21 protein-coding genes are annotated in these 21,543 nt (G+C 67.1%); 9 read left to right on the top strand and 12 right to left on the bottom strand.

Features of this window, described 5'->3' with window-relative positions; all coding sequences use genetic code 11:
• Positions 1-64 precede the first annotated feature (64 nt).
• The gene (locus tag LGY53_RS24415; RefSeq protein ID WP_225729033.1) at positions 65-1,096 is read left to right on the top strand and encodes an amidohydrolase; all 1,032 of its coding nucleotides are present in this window, start codon (positions 65-67) and stop codon (positions 1,094-1,096) included.
• A gap of 16 nt (positions 1,097-1,112) precedes the next feature.
• On the top strand, positions 1,113-2,258 hold the full coding sequence (locus LGY53_RS24410; protein ID WP_225729032.1) for an SGNH/GDSL hydrolase family protein: 1,146 nt from the start codon (positions 1,113-1,115) through the stop codon (positions 2,256-2,258).
• On the opposite strand, the gene LGY53_RS24405 is transcribed toward LGY53_RS24410, so the two are convergent.
• From LGY53_RS24405 to LGY53_RS24395, 3 genes are all read right to left on the bottom strand, one after another.
• Positions 2,248-3,186, bottom strand: coding sequence for an NADP-dependent oxidoreductase (locus LGY53_RS24405; protein ID WP_225729031.1), 939 nt, complete (start codon positions 3,184-3,186; stop codon positions 2,248-2,250). The two genes, LGY53_RS24410 and LGY53_RS24405, sit on opposite strands and share 11 nt — an antisense overlap.
• Before the next feature lie 83 nt (positions 3,187-3,269).
• The gene (locus tag LGY53_RS24400; protein WP_225729030.1) at positions 3,270-5,606 is read right to left on the bottom strand and encodes a glycoside hydrolase family 65 protein; all 2,337 of its coding nucleotides are present in this window, start codon (positions 5,604-5,606) and stop codon (positions 3,270-3,272) included.
• Positions 5,603-6,358 carry a beta-phosphoglucomutase family hydrolase gene (locus tag LGY53_RS24395; RefSeq protein ID WP_225729029.1) on the bottom strand — a complete coding sequence of 252 codons (756 nt, stop codon included), beginning with the start codon at positions 6,356-6,358 and terminating at the stop codon, positions 5,603-5,605. Before LGY53_RS24395 ends, LGY53_RS24400 begins: the two co-directional genes overlap by 4 nt.
• Positions 6,359-6,528: 170 nt before the next feature.
• Between LGY53_RS24395 and LGY53_RS24390 the strand changes: the two genes are divergently transcribed.
• A complete protein-coding gene (locus LGY53_RS24390) occupies positions 6,529-7,482 on the top strand; it encodes a hypothetical protein (RefSeq protein ID WP_225729028.1) in 954 nt (317 codons plus the stop codon).
• A 7-nt stretch (positions 7,483-7,489) separates the two neighbouring features.
• On the opposite strand, the gene LGY53_RS24385 is transcribed toward LGY53_RS24390, so the two are convergent.
• The 6 genes from LGY53_RS24385 to LGY53_RS24360 form a co-directional block, all read right to left on the bottom strand.
• Positions 7,490-8,107 carry a DJ-1/PfpI family protein gene (locus LGY53_RS24385; RefSeq protein WP_225729027.1) on the bottom strand — a complete coding sequence of 206 codons (618 nt, stop codon included), beginning with the start codon at positions 8,105-8,107 and terminating at the stop codon, positions 7,490-7,492.
• 16 nt (positions 8,108-8,123) lie between these two features.
• Positions 8,124-9,083, bottom strand: a complete 960-nt coding sequence (locus LGY53_RS24380) for a GlxA family transcriptional regulator (protein WP_374111232.1) — start codon at positions 9,081-9,083, stop codon at positions 8,124-8,126.
• A 182-nt stretch (positions 9,084-9,265) separates the two neighbouring features.
• Positions 9,266-9,958 (bottom strand): hypothetical protein, encoded by a 693-nt coding sequence (locus LGY53_RS24375; protein WP_225729025.1) that lies wholly within the window; start codon positions 9,956-9,958, stop codon positions 9,266-9,268.
• Positions 9,955-10,287 carry a hypothetical protein gene (locus tag LGY53_RS24370; RefSeq protein ID WP_225729024.1) on the bottom strand — a complete coding sequence of 111 codons (333 nt, stop codon included), beginning with the start codon at positions 10,285-10,287 and terminating at the stop codon, positions 9,955-9,957. The genes LGY53_RS24375 and LGY53_RS24370 overlap by 4 nt, the downstream gene beginning before the upstream one ends.
• The gene (locus LGY53_RS24365) at positions 10,284-10,598 is read right to left on the bottom strand and encodes a hypothetical protein (RefSeq protein WP_225729023.1); all 315 of its coding nucleotides are present in this window, start codon (positions 10,596-10,598) and stop codon (positions 10,284-10,286) included. Before LGY53_RS24365 ends, LGY53_RS24370 begins: the two co-directional genes overlap by 4 nt.
• 15 nt (positions 10,599-10,613) lie before the next feature.
• Positions 10,614-11,021 carry a YbaB/EbfC family nucleoid-associated protein gene (locus LGY53_RS24360; RefSeq protein WP_225729022.1) on the bottom strand — a complete coding sequence of 136 codons (408 nt, stop codon included), beginning with the start codon at positions 11,019-11,021 and terminating at the stop codon, positions 10,614-10,616.
• Positions 11,022-11,190: 169 nt separating this feature from the next.
• Here LGY53_RS24360 and LGY53_RS24355 point away from each other — a divergent pair, with 169 nt between their 5' ends.
• Complete coding sequence (locus LGY53_RS24355; protein WP_225729021.1) at positions 11,191-12,489, top strand: sensor histidine kinase; 1,299 nt, start codon at positions 11,191-11,193, stop codon at positions 12,487-12,489.
• Complete coding sequence (locus tag LGY53_RS24350; RefSeq protein WP_225729020.1) at positions 12,467-13,132, top strand: response regulator transcription factor; 666 nt, start codon at positions 12,467-12,469, stop codon at positions 13,130-13,132. The genes LGY53_RS24355 and LGY53_RS24350 overlap by 23 nt, the downstream gene beginning before the upstream one ends.
• Positions 13,133-13,144: 12 nt before the next feature.
• On the opposite strand, the gene LGY53_RS24345 is transcribed toward LGY53_RS24350, so the two are convergent.
• Complete coding sequence (locus LGY53_RS24345; RefSeq protein ID WP_225729019.1) at positions 13,145-13,873, bottom strand: GntR family transcriptional regulator; 729 nt, start codon at positions 13,871-13,873, stop codon at positions 13,145-13,147.
• Between the two features lie 118 nt (positions 13,874-13,991).
• On the opposite strand from LGY53_RS24345, the gene LGY53_RS24340 reads away from it, so the two are divergent.
• From LGY53_RS24340 to nagA, 4 genes are all read left to right on the top strand, one after another.
• Positions 13,992-15,383, top strand: coding sequence for a sugar porter family MFS transporter (locus LGY53_RS24340; RefSeq protein ID WP_225729018.1), 1,392 nt, complete (start codon positions 13,992-13,994; stop codon positions 15,381-15,383).
• On the top strand, positions 15,380-16,285 hold the full coding sequence (locus LGY53_RS24335) for an N-acetylglucosamine kinase (RefSeq protein ID WP_225729017.1): 906 nt from the start codon (positions 15,380-15,382) through the stop codon (positions 16,283-16,285). The genes LGY53_RS24340 and LGY53_RS24335 overlap by 4 nt, the downstream gene beginning before the upstream one ends.
• 80 nt (positions 16,286-16,365) lie before the next feature.
• On the top strand, positions 16,366-17,385 hold the full coding sequence (locus tag LGY53_RS24330; RefSeq protein ID WP_225729131.1) for an SIS domain-containing protein: 1,020 nt from the start codon (positions 16,366-16,368) through the stop codon (positions 17,383-17,385).
• On the top strand, positions 17,382-18,524 hold the full coding sequence (nagA, locus tag LGY53_RS24325) for an N-acetylglucosamine-6-phosphate deacetylase (protein WP_225729016.1): 1,143 nt from the start codon (positions 17,382-17,384) through the stop codon (positions 18,522-18,524). Before LGY53_RS24330 ends, nagA begins: the two co-directional genes overlap by 4 nt.
• Before the next feature lie 4 nt (positions 18,525-18,528).
• Here nagA and LGY53_RS24320 read toward each other — a convergent pair whose 3' ends face one another.
• Complete coding sequence (locus tag LGY53_RS24320; RefSeq protein ID WP_225729015.1) at positions 18,529-19,323, bottom strand: ESX secretion-associated protein EspG; 795 nt, start codon at positions 19,321-19,323, stop codon at positions 18,529-18,531.
• A complete protein-coding gene (locus LGY53_RS24315) occupies positions 19,320-21,497 on the bottom strand; it encodes a hypothetical protein (RefSeq protein ID WP_225729014.1) in 2,178 nt (725 codons plus the stop codon). The genes LGY53_RS24320 and LGY53_RS24315 overlap by 4 nt, the downstream gene beginning before the upstream one ends.
• Positions 21,498-21,543 lie beyond the last annotated feature (46 nt).

The raw sequence follows: 21,543 nt of genomic DNA, 5'->3' as shown, positions 1-21,543 counted from the left end.
ACCCTAAGGCATAGGCTATCAAGCTATTTGCCTAGAGACTCTAGCTGAAATACCGTGAGGTCTCATGAGCATGCGACCGACTCGATTCGGCCGGATCTATCCGCCGGACGAGCATTGGCTGGCCCGGCAGGACCCGGAGGAGATCCTGCTACCTGAACTGCCCATCGTCGATCCGCACCACCATCTGGGTGACTCGCTCGGATTCCGTTACACCACTTCGGATTTCGCGACGGATATCGGTAGCGGCCATCGGGTGACGGCCACGGTGCACGCCGAATGTCATTCCGCCTACCGCACCGACGGACCCCCGGAGCTGCGTCCAGTGGGGGAGACCGAACATATCGCGGCCTCGACCGCCGAAGCCTGCGGTCCGACGCGGGTGGCGGCCGGGATCATCGGCGCGGCGGACCTCGGCCTCGGAGCCGCCGTCGGCCGAGTGCTCGAGGCGCATATTTCCGCCGGGCAGGGCAGGTTCCGAGGTGTGCGGTATAACGCGAGCTGGGATCCGAGCCCGGCCATCCGGCTCGGGCCGCCCACCGCCCGCCCGCACCTGCTGGCCGACCCCGCCGTTCGCGCGGGTGCCCGCACGGTTGCGGAATTCGATCTGGCGCTGGATCTTTGGTTGCTCTTCCCGCAGCTCGATGATGCGGCTGAACTGGCCGACGCGCTGCCACAGGCGCGGCTGGTGCTGGACCACTGCGGCGGCCCGCTCGGCTTCGGCCCGTACGCGGACCGGCGCGCGGAGCATTTCGCGCGGTGGGAAAAAGGGATTCGCGCGCTCGCCCGCAGGCCGAATGTCGTGTGCAAGCTCGGCGGCATCCTCGGCTGTGCCGCCGCGTACGACTACCTCCGCGCCGCTGTGCCGCCGACTTCGAAAGAGCTTGCCGCCCTGTGGCATCCGTGGTTCGACGTGTGTATCGATGCCTTCGGCCCGCGGCGCTGCATGTTCGAAAGCAACTTCCCCGTGGAGAAGATGGGCACGGGCTACGCGACCCTGTGGAACACCTTCAAACGGCTCGCCGCCGGGGCGTCGGACTTCGAACTCGCCGACCTGTTCTCCGGAACCGCCTCGCGCACATATCAATTGACGCTCTGAACGATTCGAGGACATCATGACCGACCTGATCGCGACGCCGATCGACGAACGCCTGGTGCGCGGTGCGCTCGAACTGGAGCGCACCGCGCGCGGCGTAGTGCCGCATCGGCTGCCCGCCACGGCGCGGCGGCAATTCGACGACACCTTCCTGACCATGGTGGAGGCCCAGCCCACCGGCGTGCGCCTGGCGTTGCGCACTCGCGCAACGGTTGTCGAATTGGCGGCGTTGCCGACCCGGGTCGCCTTCACGAATGGTCTCGCCCTGCCGGAAGGTGTGTACGAACTCGTCGTTGACGGCGAATTATCCGGTGCGGCAAGTATTTCCACCGGAATCGTGCACCTGATCGACGCCGCGGGCGGCACCTCCGTCGAAGCGGGCGCACCCGGGGTCGTCCGCTTCGACGGACTGCGCGCGGGGGACAAGGAAATCGAAATCTGGCTGCCGCATACGGAAGTCGCCGAGCTGATCGCGCTGCGCACCGACGCACCGGTCGCGCCCGCGCGCGCTCGCGACCGGACCTGGCTGCACTACGGCAGCTCGATCAGCCACGGCTCCAACGCCGAACGCCCCACCGCGACATGGGCCGCCATCGCCGCCCGCACCGCAGGCGTCGATCTGATCAATCTGGGATTGCGTGGCAATGCGCTCCTCGATCAGTTCGTCGCCCGCACTATCCGCGATATCCGAGCCGACGCGATCAGCCTGGCCATCGGCATCAACCTGGTGAATGCCGACGCCATGCGCCTGCGCACCCTCGCCTCGGCCGTGCACGGTTTCCTCGACACCGTCCGCGACGGCCACCCGGACACACCGCTGCTGATCGTTTCGCCGATCCTGTGCCCGATACACGAGCACACTCCGGGCCCGATCGAACCCGAAATCGTCGACGGCGCAGTGCTTTTCCGCGCCACCGGCGATCCCGCCGACCCGACCCGACTGACCCTGACCCGGGTCAGGGACGAGCTGTCGCGCATCGTGACCCGGCGCGCCGGCGAAGATCCGAACCTGCACTACCTCGATGGTCTGGAGCTGTACGGCGAAGCCGATTTCGCGGAGCTGCCGCTGCCTGATCGCCTGCATCCGGATGCCGCGACCCACCAGCGCATCGGCAAGCGTTTCGCGGCGAAGGTATTCGCGGGGAGCGGGCCGTTCAGATCGTGACGATCGTCTTGCCCCGGCCGCCGCGCACCCGCCCGAGGAGGGCGGGTATCTCATCGAGACGCGCCGCGTACTCGATCGGCGCCGTGATCCGTTCGTCCGCGATGTCGCGGAGCAGTTCGGCGAGATCGCCTGCGCCTGCGGTGTTCTGGAAATTACCGCCTTCGAGGTCGAGTCGGTGCAGGTGGGTCGCGTCGGCGGATGCGGTCGTGCTCAGCGCGACGCCGCCGGGGCGAACGGTGCGGGCGAATACCCGGAACTGTGCCGGAGTGCCGACCAGATCGATCAGGACGTCGACGCCGTCCGGGTAACCGGCCGTAACCTGGTCGAGCACAATGGATTCGGTGTATTCGACCACCTCCGCCGCACCGAGTGCGCGCAGTCGTTCGGTATCCGGGCGCCGTGCGGTCGCGATGACGTAGCCGCCGCGCAAGGCGGCCAGCTGCACCAGAAAGGATCCCACACCCCCGGCCGCGCCGACGATCAACACCGTCTTACGGCCTTCGGTGCCCACCCATTGGGACAGGCAATGCGCGGCGGTCCCGGCCACCGGAACCGCCGCCGCGATATGGGCCGACAGCCCATCCGGGATCGCGGCGACGAGCCCGTGCGCCGAGATCACGGCGTATTCGGCGAAGCAGCCGCGTCCGAGCGGCGGGGTGTCGAACCTGCCCGCGACGCGCTGGCCGATGCGGAAACCCGTTACCCGGCTGCCCATTCCGACGACGACACCGGCGCCGTCGGTTCCCGGCACCAGCGGAAAACGATGCGGCAGCCGAACGCGCAGATCGCCGTTCGCGATGCGCCGGTCCACCGGGTTGAGCGCGGCCGCCTCCACCCGGACCAGCAGTTCATCGCGGCCGGGCGTCGGCCGGTCGGTCGCGGTGAGTTCGGCGGGCGCGCCGAAGGACGACACGGTGACAGCGCGCATCCGTACTCCTTTTCGCCGGTGGCCGTGGATGGTCGATCGCTGAACATTCGTTGTTCGCCGAGTGCCGGATTTGCGAGAAGTGTTCAGCGCCTGCGGTAAGGCTCGCGTCCGGGTGGCAGTTGTGGGCCCGGTCGGCCCGGGCGCCGCGGAATCGGCAGTGTCGTCGGGGTATCGCCGATCGTGTGGCGCTCGCCGTGGTGCCGCAGCGCGACCGCGGCGCCGGACAACACCCGATAGGTGGCGGTCGCGGCATCGATATCGATGCGAATGCAGCTGCCGCGCCAGACAATTCGGAACGAGATACGGTTCAGTGCGGTGGGCAGCCGAGGCGCGAAGCGCAGCTCACCGTCGTTGTCGCGCATGCCGCCGAATCCGCCGACGCACGCGATCCAGGTTCCGGCGAGCGAGGCGATGTGCAGTCCGTGTGCCGCATTGTGGTGCAGGTCGTGCAGGTCGGTGAGCGCGGCCTCGGCGAAGTAGTCGAAGGCCAGCGACAGGTGCCCGACCTCGGCGGCGAGCACCGCCTGGACACCCGCCGAGAGCGAGGAATCGCGGACGGTCACCGCCTCGTAGTAGTCGAAGTCGCGAACCTTCTCTTCCGCGGTGAACGCGTTGGGGCACAGATACATTGCCAGCGTCAGATCGGCCTGTTTGACGACCTGTTTGCGGTACAGATCGAAATACGGATAGTGCAGCAGCAACGGGTAGTTCTCGGCGGGGGTCGCGGCGAAATCCCAACGCGCGTAACGGGTGAAGTTCTCGGACTGCTCGTGCACCCCGAGATCCTCGTTGTAGGGCAACGACATTCGTTTCGCTTGATCGCGCCACCGGGCGGTCTCCTCGGTGCTGACGCCCAACCGCCCCGCCACGTCCGGACGGCGGGCGCAGGCCTGCGCGGCCTCGTGCAGATTCCGCTGCGCCATCAAATTCGTGTAGATGTTGTTGTCGGCCAGCGCGGAATACTCGTCGGGACCGGTCACGCCGTCGATCCGGAAATCACCCGAGGGATCGAAGTGGCCGATACCGGCCCACAATCGCGCGGTTTCGACCAGAAGTTCGACGCCGCAGTCGGTTTCGAACTGTTCGTCACCGGTGGCGGCGAGATATCGGACGGTGGCGTCGGCGATATCGGCATCGACGTGCACGGCGGCGGTCGCGGTCGGCCAATAGCCGGAGCCCTCGTCGCCGTTGATGGAACGCCACGGGAACATGGCCCCCGGCTGGCCGAGTTCGCTGGCCCGCCGTCGCGCCTTGTCCAGCGTGGCATGGCGCCAGCGCAGCGCGTCCCCGGCCGCGTTCGGCACCGTGTAGGTGAGCACCGGAAGTACGAAAGTCTCGGTGTCCCAGAAGGAATGGCCGTCGTAGCCCGGTCCGGTGAGGCCCTTCGCCGGAATCGCGCGGGTCTCGCCGCGCGCACCCGCCTGCAGGATATGGAACAGCGCGAACCGCACGGCCTGCTGCAGTTCCGGATCGCCATCGATCTCGATATCGGCGGTGCGCCAGAATTCGTCGAGGTAGGCGCGCTGGCGGGCCAGCAACCTGTCCCAGCCGGTGTCGAGGCCCGCGGCCAGCGCCGCATCCACCTGCGCCCGCAGCGCGGGCGTGGAGCGCCTGCTCGACCAGCCGTACGCGCAGTATTTCGTCAGACAGAGCCGCTGACCCTCGGGTACGTCGGCCGCGATCGTCACCCGGGCCAGATCCTCGCCGGCGCGCACATCGCATCGTGCGGACCCGGCGAAGTCGAGTTCATGGTCCATACCGGCGGCCATCCGCAGCCCGGAACGGCGGGTGTGATGGGCGAGGACCGCGGCGAGGTCGTGTGCCGCGGCGAAATCCGCGACGAGCGGGCGGTCGAGTGCCGCGGCGAGTCTGGGGTCGCCGGGCGTGGACTCCACCGGCTCGTTGGCGAGTAGATCCGATTGGACGACCAGCTCCAGATCGGCGTCGAGCGGCTCCACCTGGTACCGGATCGCCGCGAGCGCGCGTTCGGTGAACGACACCAGCCGCTCCGAGCGAATGCGCACCGTGCGGCCCGTCGGCGAGGTCCACACCGTCATGCGCCGCATCGTGCCGGACCGGAAGTCCAGCACGCGTTCGTGATCGATGGTCTTGCCGTAGCGCATATCCATCGGTTCGTCCTCGACGAGCAGCCGGACGATCTTGCCGTCGGTCACGTTCACCACGGTCTGGCCCTGTTCCGGATAGCCGAATCCGGTTTCCGCATAAGGCAATTGCCGTGTTTCGTAGAATCCGTTGAGGTATGTGCCGGGCAGCCCGATCGGCTCACCCTCGTCCAGGGTGCCGCGCAGGCCCAGATGGCCGTTGGCCAGCGCGAATATCGACTCCGCGCGGTGCAGCCTGTCGAAATCCATTCCGCACCAGCGCAATTGCCATGGCGCGATATCGAACCCGGCGGTCATCGCGCCAGCTCCGCCGGATCGGCGACGACCATATCCGCACCGGCCGCGCGCAACGCCTCGGCATGCGCACCGCCGCCGGTTCGGTCGACGCCCACCACGAAGCCGAAATCCCCGGCCCGGCCCGCCGCGACGCCGGCGACGGCATCCTCGAAAACCGCTGCTCGCGGCGGTCGCACGCCGAGCGCTTCCGCGCAGGCGCGGAAGGCGTCCGGCGCCGGTTTGCCGCGCAGTCCGCGCCGCGCGATCTCCTGCGCATCGATCCGCGCGTCGACGAATCGGGTGAGGTCGGCGGCGGCCAAGACCGCGACCGCATTGGCCGACGAGGTCACCACGCCGATCTTCAGGCCCGCGGCGCGCACCGCGGACAAATATTTCACCGCACCCGGATACGCATGCACGCCTTCGCGATCGATGATCGAAAGCAGCAGCCGATTCTTCCGGTTACCGAGACCCTGCATGCTCGAATCGCTCGGCGGGTCATCGGGTTCGCCCTCCGGCAGGGCAATACTCCTGGAGCGCAGGAACTCTCGGACGCCGTCCGCCCGCGGCCGCCCATCCACGTACCGCAGGTAATCGTCGTCGGTGAACGGCCGGAATCCGGCCCCGTACCGGCGCGCCAGAAATCCGTCGAACACCTCCCGCCACGCGCGCCGATGCGCGACAGCGGTGTTCGTCAACACACCGTCTAGATCGAACAGCGCCACCGAAATGGCGGCCGGCAAACCGAGTCGAGCATCCGCGGGTTGAGCCACGGGGCCGCGATACCCCGGGAAACTAGCGGCCAAACGCGGCGGCCGGTTGGTGCGTTCGACCAGGTGATCGGGCGGTGGGTTGTCGGATTGACGATGGTGGCGCCGGGGAGCGGGCGGGCATGATCCGACTTGTTCGGCCAGCGAAACGAACCTTCCGAATGGACGTGTCGATGACCATATCTCGCCGAGGAGTGTTGAAGTTGGGGGCGGCGACGGTCGCGCTGACCGTCGCCGATCGCGGACTCTCGGATGCCGCGCCCGTCGACGGGCGCTTCGAGCTCACCGCGCCTTCGGCGATGCTGATCCGCCAGCGGGCATTGCACGACCGAACGGTGCTGCAGTCCTTCGCATTCGACAACGACAACGGGCATATCTACGCGGTGCAGTTGAAGAACGGCTCGGGTTCCGGTGCGGCGGGGGATATGTGCCTGACCAAGCTCTCGATGAGTGGGGAGATCCTCGGGCATATGTATCTGCTGGGCTTCGGTCACGGCGTCCAGATCGGGGTGGAGCCCGCGGGGTCGTCCGCATATCTGTGGACGGAAACCGATGCCGCGCCGCCCGGTGACGGCGATGTCACCCAGGGCAACAGGATCGCCAGATTCGAGTTCGCCGACGGCGCGACGCTGACCACATCGTCGGCGGAGCTCACGAAGTACACCCTGGTCCCCGGCGCGATCAAGACGACCCCGGCGATCGATCCCTCGACCAACCACCTCACCATGCGCTACGAACAGGCGGGCGCCTTCCGATACGCGGTGTTCGATCTGGCGGCCGTCGAAGCGGGTTCGGCGACGCGGTTGTACGACATCGCCCAACCGGACGGCCTCGGCACCTTCCAAGGACACACCACCTACGGAAACTACCTCTACCTGCTGTCCGGCGACCCATACGGCGACTCGAATCCGACACCCGGCAACACCTACATCACCAGCGTCGACCTACGCACCGGACGGCAGATCCAACACGAACTGAGCCGAGCGGGCAAGTCACTGGACTACCGCGAACCGGAAGGCATGGCCATCCGAATCGACTCCGGCACACCGCATTTGTGCTTCGGATTCGCCTCGGGTCGAGTGGGTGCGCGGGTGGCCAGCATCTACTACAAGTCCGAGTTGGTCTGAGGTCGACTCAGCGGGCCGGTGTCGGCAGCGGTTCGTCGGCGAGGTAGGGCGGCGCGGGCTCGTATTGGAGGACGCGGCGGACCGCGCGGGCGTGGTCGCGGCCGTGCAGGGCTCCGATCAGCCAGAGAGCGCTGTCGATGCCCGCGGAGACGCCCTGGCTGGTCAGCAGGTTTCCGTCGACCACGTAGCGCGCGTCGCGCACGACGGTGTGGTCGCCGAGGGCTTCGAGCTGATCTTCGTAGGCCCAGTGGGTGGCGACGCGCCGACCGTGGGTGAGTCCGGCCGCGCGGAGCAGGAATGTGCCGGTGCACACCGAGGTGGTCCACGCGGCGGTGGCCGAGGTCTGGACCAGCCAGTCGATGACGTTCTTGTTCTGCGGCAAGGTTTCCCGGGCCGCGGCGCCGCCGGGGACCAGGACCACATCCAGGGGCGGGTGGTCGTCGAGGGTGTGATCGGGAATCATCCGCAGCCCCTTCGCGCAGCGGATCGGTTGCGGCTGTTCGGCTATCAAGACAGCGGTATCGGCGTGGCCGCGCTGTGCCGCGGAGGTGGTGAGCACCTCCCACGGGCCGACGATGTCGAGTTCCTCGGCGTTGTCGAAGATCAATAGTCCGTATGTGGTCATGGCTGCTCCAAGGTTGTCAGATTCGGGTTGCGTTGGAAGAGAACCGGTCTCGGTAATCGGACGGGGCGAGGCCCAGGTGGCGGTGGAAGGTTCGGCGCATGGATTCGGCGGTGCCGAATCCGCATCGGCGCGCGATGGTGTCGAGGGGGTCGTCGCTTTCGGTGAGCGCTCGCTGCGCGGCTTCCAGATGTACGCGCTCCAGATAACCCGCCGGCGCGATACCCAGCTCGGCGGTGAATCGCCGTTGCAGATGCCGCGTGCTGAGCCCGGCGTAGCGGGCGAGATCGTCGAGGCGGTGCCGGTCGCCGGGGCGGGCGTGAATTCTGGACACGACCATACGGATCGGGTCGCTGGTCGCGGGCGGTGTGCTCAGCGCCGCACTGAACTGGGACTGGTTTCCGGGGCGTCGCAGGAACAGCACCAGGTGACGCGCCACCGCATGTGCCACATCGTGGCCGAGGTCGTTCTCGACCAACGCCAGGGCGAGGTCCATCCCCGCGGTTACGCCCGCCGAGGTCCATACCTTGCCGCTGTTGATGAAGATCGGATCGGGATCGACGAGCACGTTGGGATATTCGTCGGCCAGCTGCCGCGCCCGAGACCAGTGGGTGGTCACCCGGCAGCCGTCGAGCTGTCCTGCCGCCGCGAGGAGAAATGCGCCACTGCAGACCGACGCGATGCGCCGGGCGCCGGTGCATGCGGCTCGCAGCCACTGCGTGAGGTCGGTGTCGTCGACCGCCTGGTACACGCCGGAGCCGCCGACCACGACGACCGTATCGATCCGCTCGGGCGGGAGATCCCGAACCCCGTGCGGGGCAACGATTCCCAGGCCACTGCTGGCCTCGACCAGCCCGGCCCGCGCCGCCATGACGCGCACATCGTAGCTCTGGTCCGCACGTTGATTCGCCGCGTCGAAGACCTCCATCGGTCCGACGAGGTCCAACGACTGGAATCGATCGAAGACTACGAAAACGATCCGCCGCTGCTGCACCTCTACAGCATCTCCGGGCCCCGGAGATGGCGTCAACGACAAACACCCCACATATCGCGCCATCGATGAGCTCTGGCCAGGTCCGCGCAACTGGTTTGGTGGTTCTCCTGTGACAGGGCTGCGATATCCACGACGAATGTTCGATGGCCGTCGACCTGGACCAGGCACTAGGTTCGCTGATGCCAGAGATGGTAGTCCAATGCGGACGGAGCAATCGGTCCAGGAACGTTGAGCCCGGCGGCGGCGCTATTTATATTCGTAATATTGTCGACATATTGCTGCAGGTCGCTGATAAGCGTCGTCAGAATTTTGGTCGTCTCATCGGAGAATCCTTTCAGCTCATTGGTGATTGTCGTCGCGGCGCCACCTGGGTTGACATTGAGAACTGCTGCGAGGGAGCCGCCCAAATAATCGAGGATTGTATCGGAGAACTGATTGATCCGCTCGATGCTATCGGTATAGGCTCGCACGACACGATCGCCTACCGCTACGAGCTGCGAGATCACTTGGTCGACAACTTTTTTGGTATCATTGGTCGACGATATGATTAGCCCGACATAGTCCTGTGCGGCCTGGGAGCCGACGCCATCCCAAGTGGCCTTGAGATTCGACAGTGAGCTGTTCAAGCCGACATGGATATCGCTGCCGCTGCTTCCATCGACGGCGAGGGTCAACTGCGCTTTCGCTTCTATCCAGTTTTTGATTGCTGACTGAACCGCCGCGGGATGGCCGACAAGATCACGGACCTGGTTCAGCAATTCGAAAATTCCAGGCGCGCCGACCGCTCTCGCCGCAATTTCCAATACCGAGGCCTGCGATTCCGGAAAGGGTGGAGCTGTGGAAATACTGGTGCCGCTCATGTCGAGTGTCCTGCCTCCTGTGTCAGGCGCTCCAGCTCCCCGGCGGATTCGTCATCCATATCCCCGAAAGCTGTTGCCACGTTCCCGAGGCCGGTACCGGCCGAAGCGACTGCGTCTTCGGCCTTCTTTATTTTATCCGCCACGTTGTCGAACGCTTGGTTGAACTGGTCGATGAGGCCGCGGCCGAGGATTCCGAGATCGTCTGAATTCAGATGGGCGCTGCCTATTGAGTTGTGTGCGGCCCGGTAGTGTTCCGAGCAGTCGGTGACCGCGATGCCCTCTATCCGTATCGCGCGCGCGTTCAGGCGGACGCGTGGATCATCGGTCATTGGTGTCCTCCTGATCGACCCGTCGATCGCACTTTTTCCCATGTGTCGTTGGCGGCGCCGATAACGGCATTGATGACGTCGGCTTCATAGATGTCGAAGACGGCGTCGGGGTCGAGAACGATGCTTCGAAGGATCCCTCGGCCATCGGTTGTCACGGTTCCGAACTCGACGCCTGAATAGGGGTCGAGGATCGCGGTCCGGTGCAGTTGACGCGCCAGCTCAGGATGTCCGTCACGAATGCTTTGGACAGCCAGATTCCAATCCCTGTTCATTTCTCGGACACGCGCATATATTTTGTCGAAATTCGACATCGCTGGACTCTCCTGCTAGCTTGCCGGAGTCGTGGACGGCGACTTCAGTTCGGCTATCAGATCGAAGAGCTGAGGAAACTCCGGCCGGAGTGCGGCGAGCGCGGCATCGGCCGCGTTGCGTCGTGCGCCGTTGATCGCCTCCACCATTGCTCGGCAGGTCGCGCCCAGGCTTTCGCTCGAATCCTCCAGCGCGCACTGGGTGACCTGAGTGCGTGCCGGTGGACGTTGGCCGAGTCCACGCGGCAGATCGATACTGAGGATCCGGCCGTCACGGGAGACGATCGCGGTGACCCGGCCGTCACCGGACCACCCCTTGAAGGTCCGGCTTTCGATATCCGACAGGGCCGCATGTTCCCGGCTGCGCGCCGCTTCCAGTTGCTTTTCTATCTCCGTGGCAAGGCGTTCCACGTCTTCGATTTCCATCGCGAACTCCAATTCGGGGCGCGGACCGCCGCGCCGCCACCGCTGATGCGAAATTACAAAGGTTCCGGATGGCGCCGCATCCGGCGGAGGTGGTGTTTTCGGTGTAACTGGTTTGGTAGTCCGGGGGGTGGGTCAACCGTGGTGGTAGGCGGCAGCACACCGTCGGTTGATGACCGCGCGACCGGCGGCGGAATATGGTGATCCGGTGTGGAGCGGTGCGGCGCCGGGACGGCGTTGGAAGGCTGCGGCGCCATTGCTGCTCGATATCGGTGGGTCGATCGTCATCACCGCGACGGTGTTGCTGGCGGCGGCCAGTAACTATGCGACGGGGCCGGTGCGGCTGGATGCACTCGGCGCCGTCTTCATCGCGGTCGCGAATCTGCCGGTGATGCTGCGCCGCCGGGCGCCGATCACGGCACTGGTGGTGTGTTGCGCCGGTATGGCGCTGTTCGCGGCGTCGGGATATTGGGAGGCGTTGAACGGTTCGGGGTCGTTATGGGCGATGTACACGGTCGCCACGCGCTACCGGTCGACCAGGTCGGTCCCGGCGGCGGCACTGCACGCCGCCACCCAGGTCTTCGCGGCAATGATCACCGGGGCGGTCGCGCTGTGGCTGATCCTGGTGCTCGCACCGATGTTCAGCGCGGGCGCGTGGGTGTTGGGGAATCTGAAACGGGTGCTGGACGAGCGCAACGAGCGGCTGGCGGCGTTGACCGAGCAGCTGGAGCGGGACCGAATCGAGCGTGCCCGTCGCGCGGTCGTCGAGGAGCGGGTCCGGCTCGCACGGGAACTGCACGATGTTGTGGCACACCACATGTCGGCGATCTCGATCCAGGCCGGTCTGGCGCGCTACGTCTTCCATACCGATCCCGGCACCGCCTACACCGCCCTACAGGCCATCGGCGATGCCAGCGGAAAAGCCATGGCGGACATGCGGCGGCTGCTGACCCTGCTTCGTCTCGACCCCGATCAGCCACCGAACGCGGAACTGCTCGAAGTGGAGCCCGGCATCGATCGACTCGGTGAGCTCGTCGACGGCATCACCGCGGCGGGCGTGCCGACCACCCTCGCCGTCACCGGGGCGGTCCGCGAACTGACCTCGGGCGCCGAACTGTGCATTTATCGGGTCGTCCAGGAATCCCTCACCAACGTGCTCAAACACGCGGGCGCCACGCACGCCGCCGTGACCGTCGATTTCCGCCCGTCCGAGGTGGTGGTCCGGATCGTCGACGACGGCAGCGGCGCTGTGCCGGGCGGGAATTCGGCTACGCAGGGGCACGGGCTGATCGGCATGCGGGAGCGAGCGAAGCTGTACGGCGGTACACTCACAGCAAATACCCAGGTGCAGAAGGGGTTTGGAGTTGTGCTGACGCTGCCGATGTCCGCCGGGACCGTCGCCCGCGGACCGGAGGGGACCACCCGGTCCGCGGGCGATGGGCGGTCGGGTGACCAGCGTATTGGTCGTTGACGACCAGCCACTCGTCCGTGGCGGTCTGGCCGCGCTGATCCGCTCGAGCCCACAACTCGACGTGGCGGGCGAGGCGGCCACCGGTGACGAGGCGATCGCCATGGCGGCGGCCCATCGACCCGATGTGGTCCTGATGGATATCCGCATGCCCGGCACCGACGGCATCACCGCCACCGAACGCATTCTCGCCGCGGCGACCACCTATCGGCCGCAGATACTCATCTTGACCACATACGATCTCGATGAATACGTCTACACCGCGCTGCGTGCGGGCGCGTCCGGATTTCTGCTGAAAGACGCGTCGCCAGAACAGGTTCTGGCCGCGATCCACGCCGTCGCCGCGGGCGACATCCTGCTCGCGCCGACCGTCACCCGGCGGCTGATCGAGGAGTTCGCGAACCGGACCGGCCTGCGCAGGCAACCGCATCCGGATCTGGCCGCGCTGACCACCCGGGAGATCGAGGTGCTCCGGCTGGTCGGCACCGGCATATCGAATACCGAGATCGCCAGCCACCTCAGCGTCAGCGACGGCACCGTCAAAACCCACCTGTACCGCGCGATGACGAAACTTCAGCTCAGCAGCCGCGCCCAAGCCGTGGTGCTCGCCTATGAATCCGGCCTGATCAGACCACGAAACGCCTGATGGCGCACAAGGTTATGCGCGGGCGACGAACCGGAATCGGTCGCCGCGGAATGCCGAACGGGTCCATTCGATCGGGCGTCCGGCCGGATCGCAGGCGCGCCGGTGGACGAGCAGAATCGGCGATCCGGTCGCGACGTGCAGCAGATTCGCCTCGGTGGGTGTGGTGAGCGCGGTTTCGACGGTGTCCTCCACGGCGGCCACCTCGATCCCGTAGCACTCGCGCAAAGTGGCGTAGAGCGAACCCTTCTCGGCGAGATGCCGTTCCAGCTTCGGCAATCGGTCGGCGAGATACGCGATTTCGAAGACCAGTGGTTCATCCGCGACCGAGCGCAGGCGCTCCAGGCGGTGCACGCGGCGGCCGGGGGCGATGGCGAGTTGTTCGGCGACGGTCTCGTCGGCGGGCACCCGCGTCAGCGACAGGATCTGGGAACCGATCTGCTGGCCGCGGGCCTGCAGATCGTCGGTGAGCGAGGTCAGCTGCCGGATGTGCACCACCTTCGGCGGCGCGACGAAGGTGCCGCTGCCCTGCACCCGGCGCAGTACCCCCTCGGCGGCGAGTTCGGCGAGCGCTTTGCGCAGCGTGGTCCGTGACGTGCCGAGTTGTTCGGCGAGTGCGCGTTCCGGCGGGAGCGGGCTCGACGACCGCATCGTGCCGATGAGCTCGCGCAGGGCCAGTTTGGTGTCGTAATAGCGGGGCTGGGGCTGCGTGGATCGCAGGGCGGCCCCGGTGTCGTTACCCATGCGTAGAACCTACCGCTCAACCCTCCGCTTGACGGTCGAATTGGTGTATGCCAATCTCGTGTCCGACAAATTGGTGTACACCAATTCCTTCCCCTGATCAACGGTGAGAGGCGAAGATATGCGGTTCGTTGACGAGCTGCGGGCATCGCCCCGGCTTGGCGTGCTGGTCGGGGTAGCAGCCGCCAGCGTCGGGGTGATCTACGGCTACGACCTGTCCAATATCGCGGGTGCGCTGCTGTTCATCACCGACGAATTCGGCCTGACCACCCATCAGCAGGAGCTGCTGACCACCGCCGTGGTGATCGGGGAGATCGCGGGCGCGATCGGCGGCGGCATGCTCGCCGACCGGATCGGCCGTAAGCGATCCATGGTTCTGGTCGCCGCGACCTACGGGGCGTTCGCGCTGCTGTCCGCGTTCTCGACCGCGCTGCCCATGCTGGTGGCCGCCAGGCTGGCGCTCGGGATCACGATCGGTATCTCGGTGGTGGTGGTTCCGGTCTTTGTGGCGGAGGCCGCGCCGGTGCGGGTGCGCGGCGCGCTGCTCGTCGCCTATCAGATGGCGACGGTGATCGGCATCGTCATCGGATATCTGGCGGCCTACCTGCTGGCCGGATCGCACAGTTGGCGCTGGATGCTCGGTCTCGCGGCGATTCCGGCGGTATTCACCACCGCGCTGTTGATCGGATTGCCCGACACCGCGCGCTGGTATGTGATGAAGGGCCGGATCGAACAGGCGCGCCGGGTGCTGCGGCGGGTGGATCCGAGCGCGGATATCGAAACCGAACTCGCCGAAATCCAGCGCGGCCTGTCCGAGGAATCCCGTGGCGCCCTGCGCGAAATGCTGCGGCGCCCCTACCTGCGGGCGACCGTGTTCGTCGTCGGGCTCGGCTTCTTCATCCAGATCACCGGTATCAACGCCATCGTCTACTACAGTCCGCGACTGTTCGAGGCAATGGGTTTCCACGGCTATTTCGCACTGCTCGTCTTGCCGGCGCTGGTGCAGGTCGCGGCGCTGGCCGCGGTGCTCGTCGCGCTGCTGCTGGTGGATCGGGTCGGTCGGCGGCCGATCCTGTTGTCCGGCATCGCGATGATGATCGCGGCGAACGTCATGCTGATCGCGGTCTTCACGGCCGGATCCGAATTCGGCGGTGTGCTCACGGTTCTCGGCTTCGGCGGGGTGCTGCTGTTCACCGTCGGCTTCACCTTCGGCTTCGGTTCGCTGGTGTGGGTCTATGCGGGCGAGAGCTTTCCGGCGCGGCTGCGGTCGATGGGTTCGAGCGCGATGCTCACCACCGATCTCGTCGCCAATGCCATCGTCGCGGGCTTCTTCCTGACCATGCTCGAATCTCTAGGCGGCGCAGGCACATTCGCGGTATTCGGGGCGCTCGCGGTGTGCGGGTTCGGCTTCGTGTACCGGCTGGCGCCGGAAACCAGGGGCCGCAGACTGGAGGAGATCCAGGAGTATTGGGAGAACGGCGCGCGCTGGCCGGGTGCGAAGGTGCGGCGATGAACGCCGTTCTCGGCCTGGATATCGGCGGCTCGAAAACGATGGCGGTGCTGGCCGAGGCCGGGATCGTCATCGCGCGGGCGCGGGCGGGCAGCGCCAATATCGCCTCGGTCGGCCGGGCCGAGGCGGGTCGCCAGCTCGACGTGATCCTGGAAGCCGTTGGCGGGCACGACATTCGGGCGGTGTGCGCGGGGGCCGCCGGCGCGGATACCCCGGAGATGCGCGACCGGTTGCGGGAGCTGCTGTCAGAACGGTTGCCGCACGCGGAAATTCAGGTGGTGCACGACAGCGAGCTGGTGCTCGCCGCCGCCGGGGTGGACGAGGGCGTCGTACTCATCTCGGGAACCGGCTCGGTCGCCTGGGGCAGGTACGCCGGGCGCACGGCACGCGCGGGCGGCTGGGGTTATCAGCTGGGCGATCAGGGCAGCGGCTACTGGGTGGCCCGCGAGGCGGTGCGCGCCGCGCTGGCCCGAATCGACCGCGGCGAACCCGCGGACCGGCTCGGGCTGGCGATGGCCGCCGAATGCGGGCTGCGCTCGACCGAACAACTGCTCGAACACTTCTACAACAACTCCGACCGCAGATACTGGGCTCGGCGCGCGCACGTGGTATTCGAGCTGGCGGCGGCCGGTGATCCGGTGGGCCGGGCGATCGCCGCCAGGGCGGTCACCGACCTCGCAGATCTCGTCGGCACCGTCACCGGGCGGCTGCGCTGCGCCGGACCGGTGATCGCCGCGGGCGGACTCGCGGTGAACGAACCGCTGCTGCAACGCGAACTGCGTCGCACGCTGGCCGAGCGGGGTATCGACGATATGCGGGTACTCGATGCCGACCCGGTGCACGGCGCACTGCGGCTGGCGCGAGGCCTGCTCGAAACTTGCCAACCACATCAAGGAGTGAAATGAATACAGCATCGCGTAGCGATTCGATGAGGGGCGGTGGTCGGGTGACGGGCGGGCCCGACCAGGACCAGCCCGGCGCGCTCATGGCGGCCGAAATCTCCGAACAGCCCGCGGCCTGGCAGCGGCTGCTCAGTGAGGGCACCGACGCCATCCGGCAGGCCGCCGCCCGGATCGCCGAATATCAGCCGCGTTTCGTCTTGTTCGTGGCCCGAGGCACCAGCGACCACGCGGCGCTGTACGGCAAATATCTGGTGGAAATCCAGCACGCCCTGCCCGCCGGGCTCGTCTCCCCGTCCACCATGACCATCTACGGTTCCGCGCCCGATCTGCGCGACGTGCTGTTCATCGCGGTGAGCCAGTCCGGCGGATCGCCCGACCTGGTGCAATCGGTCGAGGTCGCGCGGCGTCAGGGCGCGCTCACCGTCGCCCTCACCAACAATCCCGCATCCCCGCTCGCGGCCGCCGCCGAAATCCACGTCGACATCCTGGCGGGCCCGGAACGCGCGGTGGCGGCGACCAAGTCGTACACCGCGCAGCTGCTCGCGCTGTATCTGCTGCTCGACTACGCGCGCGGTCGCGACGGCGCCGATACTGATCGGCTGCCCGCGCTCGGCACCCGGGTGCTCGAGTCCGGAGCGGGTCTGGCCGCGGCCGCCGAGCGCTACCGGTTCGCCCAGCGCCTGATCACCTCGGCGCGCGGTTACTCGTACCCGACCGCTCGGGAGGCCGCGCTGAAACTGATGGAGACGTCCTACCTTTCGGCACAGGCGTTTTCCGGCGCCGACCTGTTGCACGGGCCGCTCGCCACCGTCGACCCCTCGGTGCCGGTGCTGGCGATCGTGCCGGAGGGCGCGGGCGGCACGGCGATGCGGCCGGTGCTCGCCCGGCTCGCGGAATTGCGCGCCGATGTGTTCGGCGTCGGCGCGGCCGATGCGGTATCCGAGCTGGCGGGCGGGGTCGTGCTGCCGACCGGTGTGCCCGAACCGCTTTCGCCGCTGCTGGAAATCCTTCCGCTGCAACAGCTCGCGCTGCACCTGGCGATCGCCCGCGGCGGCGACCCGGACCGGCCGCGCGGGCTGAAGAAGGTGACCGAGACGCTGTGACGCTGATCAGCGCGGGCACCGCGGTGCTCGACGGCCGGATCTGCCGACCCGGCTGGATCGAGGTGGTGGACAACAGGATCCACGCGTGTGGTGCCGGAACACCTTCCCGCGCAGCGGATATCGAGCTGCCCGATGGCATTGTCGTGCCCGGCTTCGTCGATATGCACGTGCACGGGGGTGGCGGCGCGTCCTATTCGGCGGGCACCGTCGCGGACATCCGCGCCACGGCCCGATTCCATCTGCGGCACGGCACCACGACAACCATGGCCAGCCTGGTGACCGCCGCCCCGGACGAATTGCTCGGTGCGGTAGCGCGACTCGCCGACGAGGTGGACGCGGGCACCATCGCCGGAATCCATCTGGAAGGTCCGTGGCTGAACCCGGCCCGGCGCGGCGCGCACGCGCAACGGCAGCTGCGCGATCCGGACCTCGCGGAGATCGATGCGTTGCTGCGGGCGGGCCGCGGCGCGATCCGGATGGTGACGATCGCACCGGAACTGCCCGGCGCGCTGGCGGCGATCGAACGGCTGGTGGCCGCGAATGTCGTTGTCGCCGTGGGGCATACGGATGCGACCTACGAGCAGACGCGGGCCGCGATCGGCGCGGGCGCCAGCGTCGGCACCCATCTGTTCAACGCGATGCGCCCGCTCGGCCACCGGGAACCGGGACCGACCCTCGCGCTGCTCGAAAATCCCGGTGTGACGGTCGAACTCATCGCCGACGGCGTGCACCTGCATCCGTCGCTGCCGCCACATCTGGTGCGCAGCATCGGTGCCGAGCGGATCGCCCTGGTCACCGATGCCATGGCCGCGGCGGGCGCCGCCGACGGGGAGTACCGGCTCGGCCCGGTCGAGGTGACGGTGGCATGCGGCGTCGCGCACGTCACCGGGACGTCGACCATCGCGGGCAGCACCGCGACCATGCATCAACTCTTCCGTGCCGCCGCGCGCACCGCCGGACCCGATCCGGACGCGGCGCTCGTCGCGGCCGTCCGGATGACGGCGGCGACACCGGCCACGGCATTGGGCCTGACCGAGGTCGGTCAGCTGCGCCCGGGGCTGTGGGCCGATCTCGTGCTGCTGAATCGGGAGTTGGATCTGGTCGGCGTCATGCGGCGCGGCATCCTCGAGGCGGTGTAGCGGGTCATCGTCGCTCATCGTCGATGACCGCCATCACCTCCTCGATCCTGCTGTCGATCATGGCGACCATCCGCTTGCGGTCCGCGGCGACGGCGATCGGCGGATGTTCCCCCTCGACGAGGTAGCGGCCATCGCCCTCGAGGTCACGCAGCTCCAGCCGGTGCCTTGTCATCCCGCGCGGACCGAAAAGCGAATGGGCCTGGATGATTTCGATGGTTCCGAGCCGTTCGGCCGGGGTGCTCAGAAATCGTTTCGAGCGTTCCCGCACCGTGTCGTCGAAGGAGGCGCGCACCTGTGAGCGGCCGAACCGATAGTCGATCTCCCCGGCGGTGTCCATGGTGGACAGCACCACCTCGGCATCGCGCCCCGGCGGACAGTCGGGCAGTGCGGCGACCACCGCGGCGGCCAACTCGTGCGCATCACCCTCGCTGATCACGAAACCGCTGCTGTGCCGGTAAGTTTCGCCCGGCAGCTGGGTGACCAGATAGCACCGGTAGTCGAGCCGGACGCCGTAGAGCCGGATGCGCGCATCGGCCCGCACCCGGTCGCGATCGTCCCAGGCGTTGAGCTCGATCCGCAGTTCCGGTCGCTGCAGTGCGGCGAGTACGGTCTTTATCTCCGGGTCGTCGCGGGCGTACAGCGCGTCGCGGGCCTTGGCCTTGTCCTCCAGCAGTTCGTCGAACCATTCGGTGCGGCTGGCGAAGGTCAACGGCTTGGGCAGAAATCCGGCGCGCTGATCCTCCCACAGCACGAAGAATTCCATATCGGAGAATTTCCACGCGGTCCGCAACGAACTCAATCCTCGTCCTGGATAACGTCTTTGGTGACGATGGGCGCTTCGCCGAATGCCTCGACCAGATATTCGGTGGATTCGAGATAGTGGGGCCGCTTGTGTTCCTTCTCCTGGCCCGCGCTCTTGGCGGCGCTGCCGGGCGCGCCCGCGGCGCCGGGCGTGCCCGCCAGCCCGCTGACGGCGGGCACTCCGGCCCGGCCGACCACCGAACCCGGTGTAATCGACGCGCGCGGAAACAATTTCGACGCCTGCAAAGCCTCGCGCGACAGCGGCGCGGCGGATCCGGGGCCCGGTCCCGGACCCGCTTTGATCCCCGGTCCGGACGCGAGGTTCTTCAGGTCCGCGGCATTGGCCGAAGGTAGGCCCGCCGCAAGGTTTTTCGCCTGATCCCGGAGGCCGTTGGCGAGCGCCTGCTGTGCGGCGGACAGGCCCTGGGTCGCTTGCTGCACGGCCTGGTCCATGCCTTGCATGCCCTGCTGGGCCGACTGGTTGGACTGGCGTTGCAGATCGGCGGCCTGCTGCTGTGCGCGTTCCTCGTCCGCGCGGGCCTGGGCCTGTTTGTCGGCGGCCTGCTGTGCGGCGGCCTGCTGCGTCGCCCAGGCCTGTTCGCGGGCCAATTCCTGTTGCTGCGCTTTATTTTCGGCGTCCTGCATGGCTTGCAGATCCCGGGCGCTCTGCCCGCCCGGTGCGTCGAGCAACTTGGGGTTGGACGGTCCGTTGTAGGTGCGTAGCGCGGCCGGATCGATACCCGGTCCCGGACCCGTATGCAGCGCACCGGAATTCAGACCCGGCCCCATCGGGAGCGTGGGCAGGTGTCCGCCCGGACCGGCATGTGCGGTGGGATCCGGCCCGATGTTGGTGGGGCCGTTGTACCGGATCGGCGGCAGTGAACCGGGACCCGCGGGCAGGCCGCCGGGGAGCCTTCCCGGTCCACCCGGGCCGGTATGAAGTGCGGCTGGGTCGATTCCGGGTCCCAGATGTCGTGCGGCTGGGTCGATTCCCGGTCCTGGTCCCAGATGCATTGCGGTTGGATCGATTCCGGGCCCGGGACCCAAATGCACGGTGCCAGGACCCGGGCCGGGTCCTGGTCCGGCGAACGGCCCGGGTCCGGGTCCTGGACCGGCCGTGGTGAGATCCGCGGGCGCCACCGTCGGATCCGGCAGCTTCGGAATCGCGGTGCCCGACTGGTTGATTCCGGGCTGATACCAATTGGTGAAGGCGAATTGGGACGTCGGTGACTGGTCCATTTCGGTGCCGCGCCACGCCGGATCCCAGTTCCCCGGCATCCACGACTTGGTGTTGTCCAACCATCCCGAACACAGCCACAGGCCGTGCCCGATGGCCGTCACGTCGTCGGCGAGCGCGTTGGCCTGCGCGTTGTAGATCTTGGCCGCGTTGATCGCGCCCTGGATCCCGTCGCCGGTCCACTCCTTGTTCACTTCCATCCGCGCGAGGCGGTCGGTGAGATTGCCGAAGGCCGAACTGATGTTGTCGCCGACCCACGACCAGACGGTGCTCTTGTCCGCGATCTTCTGCGGGTTCATGCCGAGACCCGCGTGATAGAACCACTCCGTATCCTTGTTGTACGGGTCCTCGACCCGGATGGGATCGGTGTAGTGGCCATCTTTGCTCGAACTGATGGCCGCCAGCTTGTCGATCCGGTATTTACCTTGGCTCTGAATGGCCAGATCGGAAATCAGATTCTTGTCGTCGTAGGACGGCAGGCCATCCAGCTTCTGATTGTTGAATTGCGGCGGCTTCACCGCGCCGTCCAACGGGATCGAGCCGCCGGTGTCGTATGCCCGCGCGGTGGCCTCGTGCTGCAGCTTGTCGAAATTCGCCGCCGAGTCGTGGTCGGTGCTGTCGTACAGATTGCCCGCGGTGTAGAACGCGTCGACCATGTCCTGCAACAGCTTCATATGCTTGTCGAGAATGTCGCCCAGCCGCCCGCCCTCGATATTGAAGCGGTCCGCGAGGCTCAGCGCCGATTGCAGAAATCCGTTGTCGCTGAAGCCCTGATGGTCTTTCAAGAGATAGGTGAAATCCTTGGCGACCGATACCCAGTAGGCCGCGTCGGCGGCGAAGTTCGCGGCCTCGTTGGCCACATCCTTGCTCACCTTCACCGTTCCGTCGCGCCCGGCCTGTGCCACATTCTTCCACAGGTTGTCGTAGTCACCCATGTCTACTTCCTGACTAACTCCGATGAGGCACAACGGATTCGCCTCG

The sequence above is a fragment of the Nocardia sp. JCM 34519.1 genome (assembly GCF_020361265.1).
Classification (GTDB): Bacteria; Actinomycetota; Actinomycetes; order Mycobacteriales; family Mycobacteriaceae; genus Nocardia; species Nocardia arthritidis_A.
Note: the sequence above shows the minus strand (reverse complement) of the source record. Positions and strands in the feature narration are given on the sequence as shown.

Excerpts from the sequence above, each read along its gene's own strand:
- LGY53_RS24415 (WP_225729033.1), top strand. The coding sequence starts at position 65 with ATGAGCATGCGACCGACTCGATTCGGCCGGATCTATCCGCCGGACGAG.
- LGY53_RS24410 (WP_225729032.1), top strand. The coding sequence starts at position 1,113 with ATGACCGACCTGATCGCGACGCCGATCGACGAACGCCTGGTGCGCGGT.
- LGY53_RS24405 (WP_225729031.1), bottom strand. The coding sequence starts at position 3,186 with ATGCGCGCTGTCACCGTGTCGTCCTTCGGCGCGCCCGCCGAACTCACC.
- LGY53_RS24400 (WP_225729030.1), bottom strand. The coding sequence starts at position 5,606 with ATGACCGCCGGGTTCGATATCGCGCCATGGCAATTGCGCTGGTGCGGA.
- LGY53_RS24390 (WP_225729028.1), top strand. The coding sequence starts at position 6,529 with ATGACCATATCTCGCCGAGGAGTGTTGAAGTTGGGGGCGGCGACGGTC.
- LGY53_RS24385 (WP_225729027.1), bottom strand. The coding sequence starts at position 8,107 with ATGACCACATACGGACTATTGATCTTCGACAACGCCGAGGAACTCGAC.
- LGY53_RS24375 (WP_225729025.1), bottom strand. The coding sequence starts at position 9,958 with ATGAGCGGCACCAGTATTTCCACAGCTCCACCCTTTCCGGAATCGCAG.
- LGY53_RS24370 (WP_225729024.1), bottom strand. The coding sequence starts at position 10,287 with ATGACCGATGATCCACGCGTCCGCCTGAACGCGCGCGCGATACGGATA.
- LGY53_RS24365 (WP_225729023.1), bottom strand. The coding sequence starts at position 10,598 with ATGTCGAATTTCGACAAAATATATGCGCGTGTCCGAGAAATGAACAGG.
- LGY53_RS24360 (WP_225729022.1), bottom strand. The coding sequence starts at position 11,021 with ATGGAAATCGAAGACGTGGAACGCCTTGCCACGGAGATAGAAAAGCAA.
- LGY53_RS24355 (WP_225729021.1), top strand. The coding sequence starts at position 11,191 with ATGACCGCGCGACCGGCGGCGGAATATGGTGATCCGGTGTGGAGCGGT.
- LGY53_RS24345 (WP_225729019.1), bottom strand. The coding sequence starts at position 13,873 with ATGGGTAACGACACCGGGGCCGCCCTGCGATCCACGCAGCCCCAGCCC.
- LGY53_RS24340 (WP_225729018.1), top strand. The coding sequence starts at position 13,992 with ATGCGGTTCGTTGACGAGCTGCGGGCATCGCCCCGGCTTGGCGTGCTG.
- LGY53_RS24335 (WP_225729017.1), top strand. The coding sequence starts at position 15,380 with ATGAACGCCGTTCTCGGCCTGGATATCGGCGGCTCGAAAACGATGGCG.
- LGY53_RS24330 (WP_225729131.1), top strand. The coding sequence starts at position 16,366 with ATGGCGGCCGAAATCTCCGAACAGCCCGCGGCCTGGCAGCGGCTGCTC.
- LGY53_RS24315 (WP_225729014.1), bottom strand. The coding sequence starts at position 21,497 with ATGGGTGACTACGACAACCTGTGGAAGAATGTGGCACAGGCCGGGCGC.